Genomic DNA, 19,707 nt, shown 5'->3' on the forward strand with positions numbered 1-19,707 from the left:
CTAGTAAAAGGTGCTCCATTTGAAGGTTAGAAGAAAGGAAAACGTGATGACGTTGCAGAAAAGGTACTAGTGTTTGGAAAAGTTGAACAAAAAATAGTTTCGTGTCGCTTATCTGCATTGTCAATATGAAGAAGGAGCGTGTGTCATGTATACGGGTATTCTCTTATACCATGGATTCAGCGAGTATGAATTATCGGTACTTGTTTCTGTGCTTAAGCAAGGGAAGAAGCCAGTCGTTTTTATAGGACTCGATCACGGACTTGTCTCGGGAGAAGCTGGGATGCCTTGTTATCCACAGTTTAGTATCAATCAGGTCGATCGATCAAAGTTAGATAGTCTCGTTCTTCCTGGGGTTGATGATTTTGAACATCTTGTTGAGCACGATGAATTAAAAGCATTCTTAAAGAGCTTGAAAGAAGAAGATTTGTTGATCGGAGCGATTTCAAGTGCTCCGTATTTCTTAGCGATGAGTGGATTGTTGGAGAACAAACGATACACGACGGGCCTGACCCGCGAGCAGCGAACGTTTCTAGCAGCCTTCGATGAAGACTATTTCTGTGATAAGCCAATGCTGGTAGATGGACAGATTATTACAGCAAGGGGTTCATCTTATGTTGATTTTGCTTTTCAGTACGGTGAATCGTTAGGGCTTTCTTTCGAACGAAGTTGGTATGGAAGATAGAGGAGTCGAACGATTGTATGGTAGGATAATAGTTGATAGTTGGGTAAAAATGACAGGCGAGCGTGGTGAAGGTTGGTGTTTAAGGTTTTTCTGATTGAAGATGATCAATCACTATTTAGTGAGATAAAAGATCGCTTAACCCAGTGGTCGTATGATGTATATGGGGTAAGTGATTTTAATCATGTTTTCAAGGAATTTGTGGAGCTGAAGCCGGAGTTGGTGATCATCGATATTCAGCTGCCTAAGTTTGATGGCTTTCATTGGTGCCGAATGATTCGAGAACATTCGAACGTTCCGATCATCTTCTTATCGTCTCGGGACCATCCGACAGACATGGTGATGTCGATGAATCTTGGGGCAGATGATTTTATACAAAAGCCGTTTCACTTTGATGTTCTCGTTGCTAAGATTCAAGCAATCTTAAGGCGTGTATACAATTACAACACCGAAGAAACGGGCGTGAAGACGTGGCTTGGAGCAACGGTAGATTATGAGCGGAATCGGTTATCGAATGAACACGGCACAATTGATTTAACGAAAAACGAAATCTATATTTTGAAAATCTTGATTGAGAAGAAAAATAAAATTATTAGTCGTGATGAAATCATCAGTGTGCTATGGGAAGATGAACGGTTTGTGAGTGACAATACGTTAACAGTTAATGTGAATCGATTACGAAAGAAGCTGACCGAGCTTGGACTTGGTGATTCAATTGTAACGAAGGTCGGCCAGGGATACATGGCTGTGGAGCGCGTGTGATGATCAAAGCCTTTCTTATCGAACGAAGAAGTTGGATCGGTCTCTTTCTTTTTCTACAGCTTTTGTTGCTCCTAACCTCGTATGTTGATCAGTCCATTTCATTCTCGTCAATTCTGTACGTTGTCTTTCTTTCTATACTCATCATGACGATTTTTCTTGTCATCCGATATCGAAAGGAAACAACATTTTATGGAGAATTAGAACATAGGGAAAACCACCTTGAAAGGTGGAGTGTTCCAGAGGGAAACAGTCCGTTTGAACATATTGTTGAACGGAATTTAGTTTCGGAAATCGAAAAGCTTCAAGAAGAAGTCTCAAGAAAACAGGTGGCGATCGAGCAAGAAAAGGATGAGTTGCTCTCATGGATTCATGAAGTGAAAACACCTCTTACCGTCATGTCGTTAATGATCGAGCGCCTCGAGGATAAAGAGGCAAAAGCTCAGTTAACGTACGAGTGGCTTCGGATTCATCTTTTGTTAGATCAACAGCTTCATCAAAAGCGCATTTCATTTATTGAAACGGACGTGTACATCGAGCGGGTAAATCTTGAATCAATTCTTTTCGGTGAAATTAAAACACTGCAATCGTGGTGCATCCGAAAAGGGATCGGGTTTGAAATTGATCTTGATGTAGAGGAAGTGTTGAGTGATGCGAAGTGGCTTGCGTTTATCATAAGACAGCTATTATCAAACGCTGTGAAATATAGTGATTCATCCGATTTGAATATTACGAGTAAGGTGACTCATGATCAGACTGTTCTCAGTATTACTGACTATGGACAAGGAATCGACTCGCAAGACCTACCTCGTATTTTTGAAAAAGGGTTTACCTCGACAACGAGGCATTCCGATCATGCAGCGACTGGGATGGGCCTTTATCTTGCGAGGAAAGTTGCAGATGCGCTACATAGTAAACTAGAAGTGGAGTCAGAGGCTGGTGTTGGGACGACTGTTAAGGTGATCTTCCCAAACGCAAATATAGTTGAATCGATTAGAGGCGTGTGACAAAGGTGTCACATGCTTTTGTGTTTTGTTAGGTGATTGAAAGGAAACCCGTTCTCACCTCATATACACTTAAGACATTAAGTAGGGGGAGGTCATCACATGATCGTATTGGAAGCAACAAAATTACATAAAAGCTATGGAAATAAGTTCACGAAACATGACGTGTTAAAAGGAATTGATTTACAGATTGAGCAAGGGGAGTTCGTCAGCATCATGGGGGCATCTGGGTCTGGTAAAACAACGTTGTTGAACGTTCTTTCATCAATCGATCGAATCAGTCATGGGTCGATTAAAGTGCAAGGAAAAGAAATATCAAAATTAAAAGAGAAAGAGCTAGCAAACTATCGAAAGCATGAGCTAGGCTTTATCTTTCAAGAGTATAACCTGCTTGATACGCTTACGGTGAAAGAAAATATTCTTCTGCCGCTCTCGATCAAGAAGGTTTCGAAAAAAGAAGCGAATGAAAAGTTTAACGAAGTGGCGGGAGAGTTGGACATCGAGCGTATAAGTGACAGCTACCCGAATGAAATTTCAGGTGGGCAAAAGCAACGGACGTCAGCAGCACGTGCATTCATTCATGAACCAAGCATCATATTTGCTGATGAGCCAACGGGTGCCCTTGATTCGAAATCTGCTTCAGATCTGTTAACCAAACTGAGTGAGATGAATCAAAAACGAAAAGCAACGATCATGATGGTCACGCATGATCCTGTGACGGCAAGCTTCAGCTCACGTGTAATCTTTATTAAAGACGGTAGCATCTATACCCAGTTGAATAAAGGAGAGCAGTCGAGACAGGCATTTCTTAAGGACATCATGAAAACGCAAGGTGTGCTTGGCGGTGTGACGTATGAGTACTAAACAGCTCATATTCCGTAACCTCCAGAAGAATGTAAGAAACTATTCTCTCTACATTTTCGCGCTCGTCTTCACTGTCGCGCTTTACTTTTCGTTCGTTACATTACAATTTGCTCCGGCGCTTACCAATGACAGTTCAATCAAAGCAACAGCAGCGATCCGAACAACATCGATCTTTCTGATCGTCATTATAGGAGTCTTTCTTCTATATGCGAATAACATCTTCATCAAACGGAGAAGCAAGGAAATCGGTCTTTTCCAGCTGATCGGGATGACGAAGAATCGAATCTTTTCTATTGTTAGCATAGAGAATGCGATCGTGTTTCTCGTTTCGGTCATGCTCGGAACATTCGTTGGATTTGCTCTATCAAAGCTGATCCTGATGATCTTTTTCAAGGTAGTAGGTATTGAGAAAACTGCTAGTCTCTACTTTTCCGTGGATGCTTTTTGGTTAACGGTCTTGGTGTTTGGGGTTATCTACCTTCTTATCACAGTACGGAACTATGTATTCGTTAAGAGAAGAACGATTTTAATGTTATTTAGCGTTTCAACTACGACAGAAGAGCGAGTAAAAAGTATTTCTGTGTGGGAAATCATCATGGGAATCTCAGGAATCGTTCTGATTCTTATCGGATACTACGTATCTTCTAAACTATTCGATGGGGATTTCACCTCTCTCAATCAGATGATGATCGCCATGATATCGATCCTAGCGTCTGTTATCACTGGAACGTACCTTTTTTATAAAGGATCTGTTCGGTTCATTACGAATCTGATCAGGCGAAAGAAAGATGGATACCTCGATATCAATGCGGTGCTGTCTCTTTCATCGATCATGTTTCGGATGAAATCGAATGCATTCATGTTAACGGTGATCACAACGGTTTCAGCAGTCGCGATCGGGCTATTATCCTTGAGCTATATCTCTTACTATTCAGCAGAGAAAAATGCTGAAATTACTCTTCCTGATCATTTTGCCTTTACGGATGAAGGTGATGCAGATCGGTTTATGGAAGCGATGAGTCATAATGCAATATCGTATGAAGAAAAGAAGATCGAAACTTATAGAGAAGAGGTAGACCTTTCATCGATTATGGACACTTCTCTCGACGAAGTGACGCTGGACTTTGAGAACGTCTCCATGCTGATTACGAACGAGAAAGATGTTGATGGAATCTCAGTTGAGAAAAACGAAATCCTTTTCACAGGATATAACAGAATGGTAGAGAAAATCATGCCGCTTAAGGAAAAAGGGAACCTCGTCATCCATGGTGAGAAAGCTCCGCTTGAACTGAACTATATTGGGTTAAGGGACGAGTCGATTGTAAGTGCGCGTGTATCAGGTGGAGGATTACCGACTGCGATTATTGATGAAGAACATTTCAATAATCTTTTAAGTGAGGAATCGAACAGCTTCTATATAGGCGTTAATGTAGAAGAAGGTAATCTACAGAAGGCAAATGAGATCTTTAATGATCTCGGTCTTCAAGAAACGCACCAATCTCAACTGTATGTTAAGACTAACCAAAAGCAAAACATGGGCTTAGTGATGTTTATCGTAGCTTTCCTTGGTCTCACGTTCCTCATCACATCAGGCTGTATTCTTTACTTTAAACAGATGGATGAAAGTGATGAAGAGAAGCCTAGCTATCGTATTTTACGAATGCTAGGATATTCGAAACGTGATTTGCTTCGAGGAATTGCAGGTAAGCAGGTGTTTAACTTTGGGATCCCGCTTATCGTTGGCATACTGCATAGCTATTTCGCTGTTCGATCAGGTTGGTTTTTATTTGGAACTGAATTATGGACACCAATGATTATCGTGATGGTGATGTACACGATTCTCTATTCGATCTTTGGGCTGCTCTCAATTAAGTACTACAAACGAGTTATTCGTGAAGCGCTTTAAAAGAAGTCTACTTAGTTAATGATCATAATATAAAAACAGACCAGGAGCGTCCCTGGTCTGTTTAAGTTTCTTTTACGAGTTTGTATCCGATATAATCTAAGGCTTGCTCCAAGTTAGATCGTACAGTAATGTCTTCAAGATCACTATCCGATTGAATGGCTCTCAAGGCAAGCTGAGGACGAATGCCGGTTATGATCATATGAACACCCACAAGGTCGAGCGACTTGCTGATCTTCAATAGGTTGCTCATATTGCTCTCATCAATATCAATAAGACCCGAGAGGTCGAGTAATATGTATTCGAGATTTTTCTTCACACTGTGTGCTAAGGTAGTTTCGATAATTCGCTCTGTGCGTTCGTTATCAACGTCTCCGATTATCGGTAGAATTGCTACTTCACTCGAGATAGGAACGAGCGGTACAGATAGCGTTTCGATGCTCGTCTGTGCGCGATCTAGTTCTAATACGTTTCCTAATAAATTTGCCATCGATTTCATGAGCGCAACATGGTCTTCACTAAAATGATGAGGACGACTGTCCATCCCACAAAGTGTTCCAAAGTTTTCGCCGTTTCGAAAATTGATCGGTACTCCGATCAATGAGCCTCCACCAAGACTTTTTGTAACATCCATATCTTTCGTAAAGGCATTTGTTGTTAAATCTTCAATGATGAGCGGTTCACGACCAGCTCGGACAATAAATTGTCAGTAAGAATCACGATATAGCGTTTGATAACCAGATTCGAGTAAAATATCATCTCGATTAAAAGACTCAATGATATCAACGTCTTTTTTATCGTTTCTAGCTACGAAAAACGTATTCACGTCGATGAACTTGCTTATTAGTTCTAGCACATCTTTTGCTGCGTCATGAATACTGTTGTATGCGGGGGATTGCGTCATCTTCATCGTACGCTCCTTTCTTCATTCAATTTGTGATTAGTGTATAATTTTATCGTAACATAGTTTGGAGAAAAGCGTATGTCTAACGCTGTCACTGATTTATATCCAATAGAGAAGAGGGGGAACGTTTTGACATACAAAACACGGTTAGTAGATAATTTTGTAGATAAAGTTTCTTACTTTGCGAAACGCATAAGAACGATGGAAGTGATCGAAACCAGTCATGCGACGATTGTGGACTCTGGTTACCCTTCTGATACGTTCAATATTATTGCGGTTCGGCAAGCTCTATCAGAAGAGTTCTTCCAAGAAGCAATATCTAGGTTCAAAAAGAAAGAGTATCCTTTAAGCGTATGGTGTTGGAATGAGGAAAGTACACATGGAAACGATTTGATAAACCTCGGATTGGTTCAGGCAGAGACAAATGTTGCGATGGTTAAGGAAATGAATGAATTGGTGAAAAAACCGGTGCTTCCAAAAGGTTTCGAAATAAAAAGAATAGAATCACCTGAAGAAGTAATGCTGTTCGGAGCGTTGATTTCTTTATTTTTCGGAGATTCACTAGAAGGGAGAGCGGTCAAGTCGTATTACGATGACGTCGCTTCTCTCAGCATGAAGTCTTCGGATTTGACTTTTTACATTGGGATTGCTGAAGGAAAACCCGTCACGACCGGTTCAATAATCGTTAGCTCAGATAGTGTTGGCATTTATGATATGGGAACATCGGATGAAGAACGTGGAAAAGGATACGGTACTGCCATGTTTCGTTATCTTCTTTCTGAAGCAAGTAAGTACGAGAAGGACGCCTGTTTCTTGCAAGCATCTCCGGACGGATTTGCTATTTACGAAAGTGCTGGTTTCAAAGCGATTGGAGAAATGAACGTATTTGGATGGGAATGTGACAATTAGTTTGAAATCAAGTATATTGAATTCGAGATAATTTTAGTTTATACTAGTGGTGAACACAAAGGAGGGATCACGATGCACTTATTAGGACTACATCACGTGTCCATTTTGACTGGAAAAGCAGAACGAAATTATGAGTTTTTCACAAAGATCCTTGGTATGAGATTAGTAAAAAAAACAGTGAATCAAGACAATACAGAATCTTACCATCTATTTTATGCGGATGGGAAAGGCACACCGGGTACAGACATTACATTTTTCGATATTCCAGGGTTAGGGAAATCATATAGAGGAACCTCAGATATCTCTTATGTTTCATTACGGGTGAAAACTACGGAAGCTCTTCACTTCTGGAAAGAACGTTTCGAAACCTATAATGTGAAGCATGAAGACATACAGAAGCGAGCAGGTCGTCAATCGCTTGGTTTTGAAGACTTTGATGGCACGAGACTGATTCTTGTTGCTGACGACGGTGAAGAAGGCGTAAGAGCCGGAACGCCTTGGGAGCGGGAGGATATTCCAACAGAACACAGCATTGTAGGACTTGGACCTGTGACATTAACAGTAGACGATCCTAAACCTACCGTACAAGTGTTAACAGAAGTGATGGGATTTAGAGAAGAAGGAACGTATCCCGCACCAGAAGATAAGAAAGATATTCTCGTTTATTCAACTGGTGAAGGTGGAAGTGGAGCTGAAGTCCATATCGAAGTACGTCCAGATCTTCCTAAAGCTCGACTTGGAAGAGGTGGCGTCCACCACGTAGCGTTTCGTGTTCCGAATGAAGAAGAGTACGATAAATGGGCTGAGCGGTTGAATCAATTTCGATTACCAAACTCTGGTAAGGTTGAACGGTATTATTTCAAAGCGCTTTACTTTAGAGAGCCGAATGGCATTTTATTTGAGTTATCCACTGATGGACCTGGATTTGCGACGGATGAATCGTTAGAGACGATGGGTGAAGCGTTAGCTCTTCCGCCATTTCTTGAGCCAAAGCGTGCTGAGATCGAAGAGAAGTTAAGACCACTTGAGTTTTAATAAAAAGAAGGACCTCTCTAGGGGTCCTTCTTTTTTGTGTGGCTTTGCGAAAAAAAAGAGACCTAAAAGGTCCCTCTGTCATGCTATTTAAATACCCCAAATGGCTTTCCTACTGGTATCGTTACTTTTCCGAAATGCGTGTTGAGTACACTTGCAGCAGATCCATAGAAACTGAAAATCGCGATGAGGAACTCAGCAATCGCTGCGACGAAGTGCATCGCTTCAGGAGCAATTCCTAGCGTTGATAGCGATAGTCCTATGAAAAGAAAATCAATGAGAACGAAGATGATGAAGAGCACTTTATGTGTTTCCATCGCACCGATCGTCATGAATAGGCTGAAGATCAAGTACCCGATGTAAGCGATGCCTAGCTGGTTCGGATCAACTGCGCTTGCTGCTGCGTCTCCGAACACTCCGAACTGGATCAACCACGATGTGCCGACACCCATCCAAAAAAGTCCGAATGCGCCAAATGCTGTGGTACCAAACGTATTGTTATGCTTAGCGTCTAACACGCTCGCGAAAAGTTGTGCGATTCCTCCAAGAAAGATCGCCCATGGTAATATGAACGAAACGCCGTCCGTCAATCCAAGTTTCGCAGATGAAGCGACGAGTGTCACCATCGCTAGTCCAAATAACCCGATTGCGGAAGGGTCAGCTACTTTAATTTGAACTTGCTGTGTTTGATTCATGATGTAACCTCCTATAAAACATACTTGACCACTTTACACAATAAAAACGGTGTATGCAATAGGAAATTATGTGGAAGCGTATTCTTTACTAAATTCGTTTAAAATTAAGCTAGTAAGAGCTCTAAACGTCAGAAACCCCCGTGCTACACGGGGGGTTTTGTTAATGAGATTCTTTATGCTTTTTCAATTTGTCATCTTGCGACTCTAGTTCGACTGCGCTGATCGAGCCATTTTCTTCTGTTGATATAAAAGAAATCATATTATCGCCTGCATGGTACACATGGTAATATTCCCCTCTTAGTTCATTTAAGAATACTTCATCTGGCTCACCAAACTGACAGGTCAACAGTTCATAAGGAATCGCTGGACCTTCAGATAAGGCGTTGTAACGCAAGTTGAAAACTTTATCATCTACCGTCATGTAGGCATACGTATTATCAAAGAAAGCAGGAATTCCTTCAAAATACCAATCATCATATTGAAGGGAAGGATTTGAAGCTTTTAATTCGTCTTCCGTCATTCCGAGAAAGATCGAAGCGTTCTTTAAGTGTCCTTTCTCTGCAAAGGATAAGAGTCCAGAATGAAATGGTTCAGCTGAACAGCTCTTGTCTGCTTTTGCTGTTGGAAGTTTTGGAGGATCATCGGTCATTGTGAACTCACCAGAGAATTCAACGGCAGCACCGTGGTAGTAAAGGCATGAGTCTTCTTTAAAAGTGATCACATTATCATTTATTTCGAACGTTCCTTTGCATTCTGGCTGATCATTATCCTGGAAGATCGCTTCGTTTCCGTTTGCTTTCGCCTTTCCTGTAAGCTGTCCAACATGTGCTCCATTGCTTACGTCAAATGAGAACATAAACGAATCAGGTGTTACGTTATACACGCTTAAGTTACCGGTGTCGAAGCTCCCATCGATGTAGAGGGCTTCTTTCCAGTGTGAGATGTCCTCTTGTTCGTCAGCTTCTGCGGTCGTTTCTTCTTCTGCATCATCTGAAGCTTCTTCTTCAGAGGAAGACTCTTCTGCTGTTTCTGTACCTATAGGAATAAACGTATAAATGCCGTTAAACGATACATCAGCGACGTTTTGACATCCCTCTGTAGTTGCTACTGCGACCGCTTCTTTTTCTTTCGTGAACGTGACCGTACATTCATTATCATCAGAGTGCGTATAGACAGCCTGATCATTTCCGCTTGAGGTACCAGCTAGTTCACCGACATCTTGTCCATCGTAAGCAAATAACGAAAAGGCAAAAGAATCTCCGCTTGGGTCCGTAATATCAAGAGTTCCCATGATATTTCCGTTTTCTTCCCATTTGTACGTTCCTTCTGTCCATGATGGTGTTGTGCCGACTTCTACTGCTTCAGTTGGCTTTTCAGCTTCGCTTTCCTTTGAGGCGTCCTTTCCAGGAAGAAGGTTACAAGAAGCGGTTAGAATGAGAGAAAGAAATAAGAACATGAGGCGCAAAGGTCGCATAAGATTCCTCCCGAACGATAGATTTGGACTTATTATACATAAACACTAGTAAAAGAAAGGGCTATCGGTGTCGAGGCCAAAATTTTTTTACTGTCTAATCTAGCAGAATTCCAATGTCTGCTTATAGGAGATTTCCGGGGAAATGATTGCAGGAAGTCGAATGAATCTGATGGAAAGTCTTGAACGATAAGCGTACATTGAAGCCGACAAAAACCTCCATGTCTTTTTAAAGTATTTTTAGGAAAGGGTTTCTCCCACTTAAAATGGAAGATAGTAGAACGTATGTAAATGCTAGATTAGGAGTGGTACCGATGAGGGGTACAAGTAAAGGAAACAGAAGAGGAGCATCAGTATGAGAGAAATCGTTGAGTTTGTATCTGAGGAAGCTTTAAGGGAGAGCGCAGAGAACGTCTATCGCAAACACAAAGACATCATCACACGAGCGATTCCTGGTGCTGAAGTTTATCATGTTGGCAGTACAGCCGTAAAAGGTTCTATAACGAAAGGTGATGTGGATCTCCAGATTCGTGTAGATGAGGCAGCATTCGAACAAGCGAGGACGTTCTTAGACAAAACATACGCTCTGAATGAAGGAAGTAGTCAAACATCATTTTTTGGAGCGTATGAAAAGAATGATGAAGTGTTACCGCTCGGTCTGCAATTGACGCTGAAGCATTCTGAGGTCGATCACTTTTTGAAAGTCACTGGTTATTTCAAGGAAAACCCGAGCCTAACGACGAAATATAATTCATTGAAATCTACTTTTCATGGGAAAGAGATGGAAGCGTATCGTACTGAAAAAGCATTGTTTATGGAGGAGATACTTCGGTCTACTGGCTATCTTGATCTTTCACGAAGGTATGATCTTTATGAGAAGGTGAAAATTGTAACAGGTGAGAAGTTTGTAACGATCGAGGAGCTTGATCACGCATCCGAAAATGAGGTGGAAGAGCTTGTTGCAAATGTCCTGAACGACCCAGCTTTTAAAGAGAAAGAAACGCTGAATATTGTATGCAGCGGGCGATTATGCAGTTTCCTCGAGCGAGAGGGATTTGTCCTACATGATGAGACGGTACAGGTGACACATGATCTTCATACGGAAATCGCAGCATCATCCCGTTTTACGTTTGTCTCGCTAAACGATGGAGAAGAAGATGTATTTAAAGATGTATGGGCTGATGCGATGTCTGGTTCATTCAATTCCAAGTCTTCTCTTACAATGGAGGATCATCTAAAAAGCGTCGAATATGAGCTTGGTGAGGGGTGGAGAAAGAGTTGTTTGACCGTTTACGAAGATGAAAAACCAATCGGCGTCGTGATGCCTCATATCGAACCTGGCACAAAAACAGAAGGAAGGCTGTTTTATTTTGGATTAGTACCTTCTGAGAGAGGTAAAGGAAAAAGTAAAGAGATTCATAGACAGGGCTTACGCTTTCTTCGAGACGATTTCAGTGCCAAATCTTATGTAGGAAATACGAGCGTTCGGAACATTCCCATGATGCAAACGTTTAGAGCGAACGGCTGTCGTGAAATATCGAGAAATAAGGTCTATACGTTACGAAGAAAATGAAGCGGGTAGGTGATGAAAGGTGATCGCATACTTATTGAGGCATTGGGTTCCGTTTGCGATCGGATGTATCGTAGCGATCTCTTTAGTGGATCTACTGAAAGGTGAGCGAATAAGCTGGCCATTCATCACGTTATTTTGTATCGGTAGTTTAATCATGTATATCATCCTCTGGCAATTTAAGAAAGGTGAAAAAGATAGCCATTATTCCGGTTGAAGATTGTGTGAGGATTATCGGTACCTTTCTTTGATGTGGTATCCTTTTACTATCGGTAACAAATTGTGAAAGGTAGTTGTACACGATGGATATAATTTCAGATAACATCATGGCGTTTGGGATTTTGTTTCTAATCATCGCCATTCTGCTTTCAAAGTTTACAAAGAAGAAGTGAGGGAAAGGCTTGAGGATTCGTTGCCTCAAGCTTTTTGTTTGGAGAGAAAAGGTGCAGGGCGTGCACTGGACGTGATACGATAAAACTACTATGTGGAAAGAAGGGTATCGATTGACGGAAAAATATTATTATGAAGATCCATACATACGCACGTTTGAGTCAACGGTCGAAAAAGAACAAACGGACGAGAACGGTCACTATGTTGTTCTGACATCAACAGCCTTTTATCCGACAGTGGGCGGGCAGCCTCATGATGTGGGAACGATCAATGACGTTATTGTTGAAAATGTTGAAGAAGTGGATGGAGAAGTTCGTCATTATCTTGAATCACCTCTCAATGGCGAGAAGAAAGTGAGAGGTGAAGTTGATTGGAACCGTCGTTTTGATCACATGCAGCAGCACGCTGGCCAGCATATCTTGTCTGCAGCGTTTGAAGATCTGTTCGGGTATAAAACGATCAGCTTTCACCTTGGAAAGGAAACATGCACGATCGACCTTGACATCCGAGACCTCTCGGAAGAGGAAGCGAAGCGTGCTGAGGATGTTGCGAACAATGTGATCCTCACAAACAAGGAAATCGTTGCAAAATGGGTAGCTCCAGATGAAGCCAAACAGTTTCCACTTCGAAAGCAGCTTTCTGTTACAGAAAACATTCGTCTCGTCATGATTCCAGATGTTGATTACAGCGGATGTGGTGGAACGCACCCCGCTTCTACTGGGGAAGTAGGAGGCATCAGCATCTTAAAATGGGAAAAACAGAAAAAGCTTGTTAGGGTTTCATTCGTATGCGGAAAGAGAATCATCGATGAGCTTTATCAAAAACAAAAAGTGATGGAGCAGTTGACGAAAACGCTTAGCGTTCCTCAAGAAAACGTAGCGGAAGCGGCACAGCGTTTGGTTCAGCAAACGAAAGAGCAAGAGAAAGCGATGGACGATTTACGTGAAAAGCTTTTAGCTTTCGAAGCTGAAGCGCTCGTAAATTCACCTCTTCCTTTAGGAAACTATAACGTTGTTCAGCTCATCTCTCATGAATATGGCATGAAGGAGCTTCAGAAGCTCGCAAAGATGATGCTTAGTGAAAACTCTGCCGTTATCGTTCTCCTTGTTAGTGAGGTAGGAGAGAAAGTTCAAATCGTCTGTGGTAGAGGGGCAGATGTTAACGTTGATATGAACCTTGTCCTAAAAGAAGTCTTGCCTGTGATCAACGGGAAAGGCGGCGGAAAGAAAGATTTTGCGCAAGGTGGAGGAGAAGCGATTATATCTGCAGAGGATGTTTTAAAAGAATTGATCTCGCAAGTAACTGTCGAGGTTTAGTTAAGAGGGGAAGCACGTATCGTGCTTCCTCTTTTTATTCCGGCATAATCAAAACGATTTGTTCAGTGTGTACTTTCCTTTCACACTCAGAGTCATAGAGCACGATGTGATCAGGCTGAACGTGAACAAGATTTCCTCGAAGCGTGTCTTTCTTCGTTTGAATAAGTAACGCTTTTCCTAGGGTAGCGTATAAGCGGTTCAGCATATATGGATCAACAGAAGCAAATCGGTTTTTATAGTTCATTTTTTCATCCCCTTACACGGAAGCATTCGAACTCATCGTATGCACAAATGGATTATTTTGATCTGAAGTAAACTGAATAATTAAAAAATAACTAGCGTAAGAACAAATGTTCTGGTAAGATAAAAGAGAGTTTTGTATACATAATTTAGGAGGCGATCGAGCAATGTTTGAAATGACGATTCAACTACGTGTATCTGATATGGAAGAAGGTTTGGCTTGGTACAAAGAACTTTTTCAGCGTGATCCTGATTTTGTTCCTCACAAAGGTTTCGTTGAATGGGAGATGCTGCCCGGAAGTTGGCTTCAGCTTGCTGAAGGAACACCGACGGAAGGAAGCGGTCCGTTAAGATTAGGGGTAGAAGACATTTCAGCAGAGCGAGAAAGAGTTATGAAGAAACTAAACGTTGATCATTTCGAAATACACTCGAGAGAAGAAGTTCCAGTAAAATGGGGAACGTTCACGGATTCATGGGGAAATCGCCTAGGGTTTTACGAGTACCTTAACAAAGAGATGGAAGCGGAACGCATGCAAACGATTTTGGGATAAATGGAGGGAGTAGGTTGAGTTCTTTCTTAAAGCGAGTCGGCACGACCTATATTCCAGTTGCAAATCCTAAGAATTCTTCAAAATGGTACCAACACGTTCTTGGTGCTGTTGAAAACTATGTGGATCATGATAAAGCGATCATCGATGTTGCTGATCAAAGTTTTTTTCTCGTAAGAGCGAGGGATGGGGAACGATTAGGGTTTACCGATTATAAAGGAAACCAGCATTTTGGTGTAACGTTTGAAGTGGATGGTTTGAATGCACTTCAAGATTTGCGCGCTGAATTACATGAAAACGGTGTGAGTGTAGGAGAAGTGGAAGATCGCGGGCATGCAGGTAATAATTTTGTGTTCAAAGATCCTGACGGCAACGTGTTCGATGTGTGGAGTGAGTTACGCAAATCATAAAGAAAACTCGTCCGTAGTGGACGAGTTTTTGTTTTACAGATTAACTGATTTAGGTTCAGGTGCTTCTTGCTCTTTTGCCATTTCTTCAGGACTTTTTTTGTTGATAAAGAACGAGAGCAAGAGTCCTACAAAGGTGAGTGCGACGATCACGATGAATGCGACTTTTACACCATAAATATCTGGGTTAGCAGTCGATCCTTGCTGTGCGGTTTGTGCCGTTGTCGTCATCACCGTTACGAGGATGGCTGTACCGACAGACGCTGCGATCTGACGCATCGTATTATTCATTGCTGCACCATGCGGGATGAGTCGTTTTGGCATCTGATTGAGTCCCGCTGTCGTTACAGGCATCATCACCATGGAAAGTCCGAACATGCGGATCGCATACATCACGGTAAGATAGGTGATGGTAGTCGTTGGATCGATGAATACAAAACCGACTGTTGAAGCGGTAACGATCGTAAGTCCCGTAATAGCAAGTAATCTGGCACCAAACTTATCAAAGATTCGACCAGTGATCGGAGACATGAACGCGACGATGACCGCTCCAGGTAAAAGGACTAGTCCTGATTCAAAAGCTGTAAAGTCTCTCATGTTCTGCATGTAGAGTGGAATCAGTGTTTCTGCACCGATCAAGCCAAGGAACATAATCATTCCGATTATCGTGGTAATGGTGAAAATTTTATCTTTAAACACTCGGAATTCTAGCATCGGATGAGACATACGTAACTGTCTAGTGATGAAGATCGTGAGCGTAACGACACCGATCGCTAGGACGATCAGCGTCATCGGGCTATCCCATCCATTGTTTCCTGCACTTGTGAATGCATAAAGTAACCCACCGAAACCGATGGAAGATAAGATGATTGAAACCGGGTCAACCTTAGGACGTGAAAGCTCTGTCACATTCTTCATGATGAAGTATGCGATGATGATGATCATGATTGAGAGTGGCAAGACCGACCAGAATAACAAGCGCCACGAATAATTAGCCGTCAACCATCCGGAAAGTGCTGGCCCAATCGCCGGAGCGAACGAAATGACGAGCCCGATATATCCCATTGCGGTACCGCGTTTATTAACTGGAAATATCATTAAGAAGACAGTTTGCATCAATGGGAGCATCACACCCGCACCAGCAGATTGAATTACCCTCCCCATCAGCAACATGCCAAAGTTAGGGGCTAATCCACCGACAACGGTTCCGACTGAGAAGATCCCCATCGCGGTAATAAATAGCTGTCTAGTTGTAAATCGTTCGAGTAAAAAAGCACTAACTGGAATCATAATTCCATTCACTAGCATAAAAACGGTCGTAAGCCATTGACCGGTATTTGCTGTGATATTCATTTCTTCCATAATAGGCGGAATGGCAGTGATCATAAGGGTTTGGTTCAATATCGTAATAAACGATCCTGCGAGTAATAAGGCAGCGATCAGTAATTTATTATAAGGTTGAGTGGTCGTCATTTAAACTCCTCCTTTCTAGTTGACCGTTGTTAATTTAAGAGTTTCATTTACTAGTTTAACTGCAATCAATTATCAAATTATACTCCTTATTCAACCTCGTGACAAACACTCTGATCGATAGAATAGTAGAATTTTACACCCAAAAAAAAGAGCCGCCGAATCGGCAGCTCTATCGTCCTTTTATTTCGTAATCGTATTTAGTTCAACTTCCATATTGCCACGAGTTGCTCTTGAATAAGGGCATGTTTCGTGAGCGGCTTTTACTAATTCTTCTGCAGTTTGTTGGTCGATATCTGGAATCGTAACCGTTAATTTCGCACTGAGTCCAAATGCACCATCTTCTTCTTTACCGATGGAAACATGTGCTTCAACAGAGGTATCGTTTAGTTTAACTCGCTTCATTCTTGCTACCATATTGAGTGCGCTATCGAAACACGCTGCATAGCCAGCTGCAAAAAGCTGCTCAGGGTTCGTAGCTTCTCCACCTTGTCCACCAAGCTCCTTAGGCATGCGAAGATCCATATTGATCACACCGTCTGAGGACTCAACCTTCCCTTGGCGGCCGCCGTGAGCGAGTGCTTTTGCTGTGTATAATGCTTTCATTCTAATCTCCTCCTGTTATTTAAGTTGTGCACAATTTAATTTTACAAAATATAATATACGGCACATCTTTCACTTTGTCAATGAATTAGAGTTGACTTCCTTAGCTCTTCAAGATAAATTGATTGTGCACAACTTATGTAGAAGAAGGTGTTTAAGATCGAACGAAATGATCAATTAAAATTAGAAAATCAGCTTTGTTTTTCTGTTTATGCCTGTTCAAGAGAAATTACAAAGATGTATCGTCCATATTTAGATAAGCTTGGAATTACGTATCCTCAATACCTTGTGTTACTCGTTCTATGGGAACATCACGAAATAACCGTCACCGCTTTAGGAGCTGAACTTTATTTGGATTCTGGAACGCTGACACCACTGCTTAAAAGGATGGAAGAGTCAGACCTTGTAAAACGCGAACGCTCTAAAGAGGACGAACGAAGAGTGATGGTACGGTTAACGACTAAAGGAGAAGAATTAAGGGAAGAAGCTTCAATTATTCCGGATGCGATGGCTGCGAACAGCGGTTTGTCAAAAGAGGAGTTTAAGAAAGCGTTAACTGGGTTTCAACAGCTACTCGATCACATTCACTCTATTAATGATAAGAAATAAGAAAAGACCCGAAGCACATCGCTTCGGGTCTTTTCGCTATGGCCTATAAACCTTCCCGTTTTTATCAACATAGATCGTATAAAGAAGGGTTCGCTCAAATTGTTTTCCTTTCTTAGTATCACCCTCAACGTCGATCATGATGTGATAGATACCTTCACCCGCTTTCTTAATAGGGAAAGATTCTAGTGCATAAAATTTCTTTGCACTGATTTTCTTTTGTTTTACTTTGCCATTCTTACTATATTGAATCACGATGTCTCCTTTTAAAGACTTTGTTTCGATTGCGGACGGATCAACTGTTAATGTTACTTCGTCAGCGTCCTGTTCGTCGATCGCTAGCCCGCCATTAAGCTCACTATCGTAGGATACTTGCATTAAATAGCTTTCCTTTTTCCGCTGGTTAACGATAGCCTTCCATTGACCTGCCCGTGGTGAATCTACTTTTACTTGATGGTGGAAGGCACCTTGAAAGATTCCGCTGTCTTTCGTTGCTTTCAAGGTTGTAAATCTTTTGCCTTCAGGACTTTCGAGGATGATGTTAGAGTCTTCGTTTTGGCTCATCCAATCCAACGCAATGCTCTTAGCATCTTCTTCAACTTCGAAGGTTTCAACCTTTGTTCCTGTAAATTCGCCGCCCCTTACTAGTACATCCCCCGTTTCAGTTTCTTCATAAGCGAAATTGAAAGTTTGTTTTGAAGTAAAGGCAGGAACCGATTGAGTGAGGTAAGGTTCGAACAAGTTGAATGTAGCATTTCCGTTCTTAATCGTTCCGTGATCCCACTTCCCAACAGAAATCTCATTTCCATATGGCAGTCTAGAACTTTTGACCGTAACCGCTCCATCATTTGTTCCGTATTGCCTTAAGTAAAGACCACCCCAGTAAAGCGAGCCTCCAAAGCTACCCCAATCCGTACCCCCGAATGTGTAGTAGGGCGTAAGCGATGTTTTTGCATTGGAATCTGTGATCGATCGAAAGTAGCTCATATATCCGGTTTGAAGAGAATACGTTGCATCGTTTTTGGTACCGATGATTGCAGATAGCCATCCGGCCCAGCTGCTGTAGGCAAGGTCTGCGAGTTGTGAGCCATGGTGAGGAGTTGAAAGCGTGATGATCTTATCAACATACTGATGTGCATTAGAATGAACGAGCGCGGACTGTGCATCGATGCCGCCTTTACTATGAGTGACGAGGATCATTTTTTTACCAAAATAGTGATACATCTCTGATAGTTTAGTGGAGAGGAGCTGACCGTTGTCCCACATGTTTTTCGTCGGGTAAAGGTCGATGAATGCGGTTTGATAGTTCTTGTTGTATGTTATTTCATCCATATCGTTCTCATCGATCCATGTGTTAGAGGAGCTATTCAACCCATGTACGAACACGATTGGAAGGGAGCCTGATCGCGTTGAGAGTGGCTCATCACCTATGTACCATTCACCAGGTGTCCCAGTAGCATCACCTTTTCCAAGAATTCCTGCGTATGCATCGTTAGCGAGAGGCGGGGCAAAAAAGAGAAGGAAAACAAGTAACGGAATCAGTCTTTTTTTCATAAAACCCTCCTAATTACTTTATTTCATATTCTAACTGTATGAATATTCCATCAATACAACAAGAAACGATTTCACTAGTTTAAAAAAGTTTTTGATAGGTCTATTGGATTGAAATGACCGGTATATCGACATAGATCTAGAAGATGTGAGAATGATTGAAAACGGTTTAGAGAAAGGTGGGTATATTGCACTAACTAAAGAGATCTTTTTAGGAGAGATGGAACTTTATGGGAGGGGGGATCGTATGTCTAAGTACATGCTACAAGGGGAGGGCACAACCATGCATATTCGAATGATCCTTATTGCAGTTGTACTTTTCACGCTGCCTGCTTGCATTCAGTGGGAAGAAGGAGGCCAGAATACGCCTGAAGAAGCTGTGAAAACATACGACCGAATAGAAGATGAACGTTTTTATGAAACCTATAAAGTGAATGACGAGCTAGCGTTAGTTTTTCTGAAAGGAACGTATACAGAAGAAGCAATATGGCTTGCAGAAGTTCACTTTGATCGTGACAAAAATTTGTGGAGCGCAGGGTTGATCACGAATATGAAAGAACCATCTGATGACATTGGTACGTTTAAAAGAATGTTTCTTAGCAAAGACGATGGATATAGCGTTGGTTATGTAAAAGGTGACATTGACGAGAGTAACGTCGAAGAATCTGACAACTATCATATTGTGACGGAACTAGAAGAGTATGAAGAATGGAAGATTTGGGTGAACGAAACGCCTTCTTGATTTCAACTTATTGTTTTAGGGCTGTAAGGATGAAGCCGGCATAA

General features: G+C 41.8%; 23 protein-coding genes. 15 read left to right on the forward strand and 8 right to left on the reverse strand.

Annotated elements, in window-relative coordinates; all coding sequences use genetic code 11:
• Positions 1-145: 145 nt before the first annotated feature.
• The 5 genes from ACXAHI_RS16035 to ACXAHI_RS16055 all read left to right on the forward strand — a co-directional run bounded on the left by ACXAHI_RS16035 (position 146) and on the right by ACXAHI_RS16055 (position 5,212).
• Positions 146-682 carry a DJ-1/PfpI family protein gene (locus tag ACXAHI_RS16035; RefSeq protein ID WP_474849544.1) on the forward strand — a complete coding sequence of 179 codons (537 nt, stop codon included), beginning with the start codon at positions 146-148 and terminating at the stop codon, positions 680-682.
• A 75-nt stretch (positions 683-757) separates the two neighbouring features.
• A complete protein-coding gene (locus tag ACXAHI_RS16040; protein ID WP_474849546.1) occupies positions 758-1,441 on the forward strand; it encodes a response regulator in 684 nt (227 codons plus the stop codon).
• Positions 1,441-2,445 (forward strand): sensor histidine kinase, encoded by a 1,005-nt coding sequence (locus ACXAHI_RS16045; RefSeq protein WP_474849548.1) that lies wholly within the window; start codon positions 1,441-1,443, stop codon positions 2,443-2,445. The genes ACXAHI_RS16040 and ACXAHI_RS16045 overlap by 1 nt, the downstream gene beginning before the upstream one ends.
• Positions 2,446-2,544: 99 nt before the next feature.
• Entirely contained in the window at positions 2,545-3,306 is a 762-nt protein-coding gene (locus ACXAHI_RS16050; protein WP_474849550.1) for an ABC transporter ATP-binding protein, read from the forward strand.
• Positions 3,296-5,212: an FtsX-like permease family protein gene (locus tag ACXAHI_RS16055; protein ID WP_474849553.1), complete on the forward strand. Its 1,917-nt coding sequence runs from the start codon at positions 3,296-3,298 to the stop codon at positions 5,210-5,212. Before ACXAHI_RS16050 ends, ACXAHI_RS16055 begins: the two co-directional genes overlap by 11 nt.
• Before the next feature lie 61 nt (positions 5,213-5,273).
• Here ACXAHI_RS16055 and ACXAHI_RS16060 read toward each other — a convergent pair whose 3' ends face one another.
• Complete coding sequence (locus ACXAHI_RS16060; protein ID WP_474849906.1) at positions 5,274-5,909, reverse strand: STAS domain-containing protein; 636 nt, start codon at positions 5,907-5,909, stop codon at positions 5,274-5,276.
• Between the two features lie 6 nt (positions 5,910-5,915).
• Positions 5,916-6,119 (reverse strand): hypothetical protein, encoded by a 204-nt coding sequence (locus tag ACXAHI_RS16065; RefSeq protein ID WP_474849555.1) that lies wholly within the window; start codon positions 6,117-6,119, stop codon positions 5,916-5,918.
• 72 nt (positions 6,120-6,191) lie between these two features.
• Between ACXAHI_RS16065 and ACXAHI_RS16070 the strand changes: the two genes are divergently transcribed.
• Together ACXAHI_RS16070 and ACXAHI_RS16075 are read left to right on the forward strand one after the other, a co-directional pair.
• Positions 6,192-7,022: a GNAT family N-acetyltransferase gene (locus ACXAHI_RS16070; protein WP_474849557.1), complete on the forward strand. Its 831-nt coding sequence runs from the start codon at positions 6,192-6,194 to the stop codon at positions 7,020-7,022.
• A 72-nt stretch (positions 7,023-7,094) separates the two neighbouring features.
• Positions 7,095-8,057: a ring-cleaving dioxygenase gene (locus tag ACXAHI_RS16075; protein WP_474849559.1), complete on the forward strand. Its 963-nt coding sequence runs from the start codon at positions 7,095-7,097 to the stop codon at positions 8,055-8,057.
• Between the two features lie 83 nt (positions 8,058-8,140).
• Here ACXAHI_RS16075 and ACXAHI_RS16080 read toward each other — a convergent pair whose 3' ends face one another.
• Both ACXAHI_RS16080 and ACXAHI_RS16085 read right to left on the reverse strand, forming a co-directional pair.
• Positions 8,141-8,752 (reverse strand): acetate uptake transporter, encoded by a 612-nt coding sequence (locus ACXAHI_RS16080; RefSeq protein WP_474849908.1) that lies wholly within the window; start codon positions 8,750-8,752, stop codon positions 8,141-8,143.
• Positions 8,753-8,909: 157 nt separating this feature from the next.
• Positions 8,910-10,223 (reverse strand): hypothetical protein, encoded by a 1,314-nt coding sequence (locus tag ACXAHI_RS16085; protein WP_474849561.1) that lies wholly within the window; start codon positions 10,221-10,223, stop codon positions 8,910-8,912.
• Between the two features lie 352 nt (positions 10,224-10,575).
• On the opposite strand from ACXAHI_RS16085, the gene ACXAHI_RS16090 reads away from it, so the two are divergent.
• From ACXAHI_RS16090 to ACXAHI_RS16105, 4 genes are all read left to right on the forward strand, one after another.
• Complete coding sequence (locus ACXAHI_RS16090; protein ID WP_474849563.1) at positions 10,576-11,793, forward strand: GrpB family protein; 1,218 nt, start codon at positions 10,576-10,578, stop codon at positions 11,791-11,793.
• Between the two features lie 19 nt (positions 11,794-11,812).
• Positions 11,813-12,007 (forward strand): hypothetical protein, encoded by a 195-nt coding sequence (locus ACXAHI_RS16095; RefSeq protein ID WP_270181386.1) that lies wholly within the window; start codon positions 11,813-11,815, stop codon positions 12,005-12,007.
• A gap of 85 nt (positions 12,008-12,092) precedes the next feature.
• Positions 12,093-12,182: an LPXTG cell wall anchor domain-containing protein gene (locus ACXAHI_RS16100; RefSeq protein WP_474849565.1), complete on the forward strand. Its 90-nt coding sequence runs from the start codon at positions 12,093-12,095 to the stop codon at positions 12,180-12,182.
• Between the two features lie 111 nt (positions 12,183-12,293).
• Complete coding sequence (locus ACXAHI_RS16105) at positions 12,294-13,496, forward strand: alanyl-tRNA editing protein (protein ID WP_474849567.1); 1,203 nt, start codon at positions 12,294-12,296, stop codon at positions 13,494-13,496.
• A gap of 34 nt (positions 13,497-13,530) precedes the next feature.
• Here ACXAHI_RS16105 and ACXAHI_RS16110 read toward each other — a convergent pair whose 3' ends face one another.
• Entirely contained in the window at positions 13,531-13,740 is a 210-nt protein-coding gene (locus tag ACXAHI_RS16110) for a DUF2642 domain-containing protein (RefSeq protein WP_474849569.1), read from the reverse strand.
• Positions 13,741-13,903: 163 nt separating this feature from the next.
• Here ACXAHI_RS16110 and ACXAHI_RS16115 point away from each other — a divergent pair, with 163 nt between their 5' ends.
• A complete protein-coding gene (locus ACXAHI_RS16115) occupies positions 13,904-14,287 on the forward strand; it encodes a VOC family protein (RefSeq protein ID WP_474849571.1) in 384 nt (127 codons plus the stop codon).
• A 14-nt stretch (positions 14,288-14,301) separates the two neighbouring features.
• Positions 14,302-14,694 (forward strand): VOC family protein, encoded by a 393-nt coding sequence (locus ACXAHI_RS16120; RefSeq protein ID WP_474849573.1) that lies wholly within the window; start codon positions 14,302-14,304, stop codon positions 14,692-14,694.
• A gap of 33 nt (positions 14,695-14,727) precedes the next feature.
• Here ACXAHI_RS16120 and ACXAHI_RS16125 read toward each other — a convergent pair whose 3' ends face one another.
• Together ACXAHI_RS16125 and ACXAHI_RS16130 are read right to left on the reverse strand one after the other, a co-directional pair.
• Positions 14,728-16,164, reverse strand: a complete 1,437-nt coding sequence (locus ACXAHI_RS16125; RefSeq protein WP_474849575.1) for an MDR family MFS transporter — start codon at positions 16,162-16,164, stop codon at positions 14,728-14,730.
• 180 nt (positions 16,165-16,344) lie between these two features.
• Complete coding sequence (locus ACXAHI_RS16130) at positions 16,345-16,767, reverse strand: organic hydroperoxide resistance protein (RefSeq protein ID WP_474849578.1); 423 nt, start codon at positions 16,765-16,767, stop codon at positions 16,345-16,347.
• A 156-nt stretch (positions 16,768-16,923) separates the two neighbouring features.
• Here ACXAHI_RS16130 and ACXAHI_RS16135 point away from each other — a divergent pair, with 156 nt between their 5' ends.
• Positions 16,924-17,373, forward strand: coding sequence for a MarR family winged helix-turn-helix transcriptional regulator (locus ACXAHI_RS16135; protein ID WP_474849910.1), 450 nt, complete (start codon positions 16,924-16,926; stop codon positions 17,371-17,373).
• A gap of 36 nt (positions 17,374-17,409) precedes the next feature.
• Here ACXAHI_RS16135 and ACXAHI_RS16140 read toward each other — a convergent pair whose 3' ends face one another.
• Positions 17,410-18,924, reverse strand: a complete 1,515-nt coding sequence (locus tag ACXAHI_RS16140) for an esterase/lipase family protein (protein WP_474849580.1) — start codon at positions 18,922-18,924, stop codon at positions 17,410-17,412.
• A 244-nt stretch (positions 18,925-19,168) separates the two neighbouring features.
• Here ACXAHI_RS16140 and ACXAHI_RS16145 point away from each other — a divergent pair, with 244 nt between their 5' ends.
• Positions 19,169-19,663 carry a hypothetical protein gene (locus ACXAHI_RS16145; RefSeq protein ID WP_474849582.1) on the forward strand — a complete coding sequence of 165 codons (495 nt, stop codon included), beginning with the start codon at positions 19,169-19,171 and terminating at the stop codon, positions 19,661-19,663.
• Positions 19,664-19,707: the final 44 nt, after the last annotated feature.

Source organism: Anaerobacillus sp. ABD4_527, from assembly GCF_056160805.1.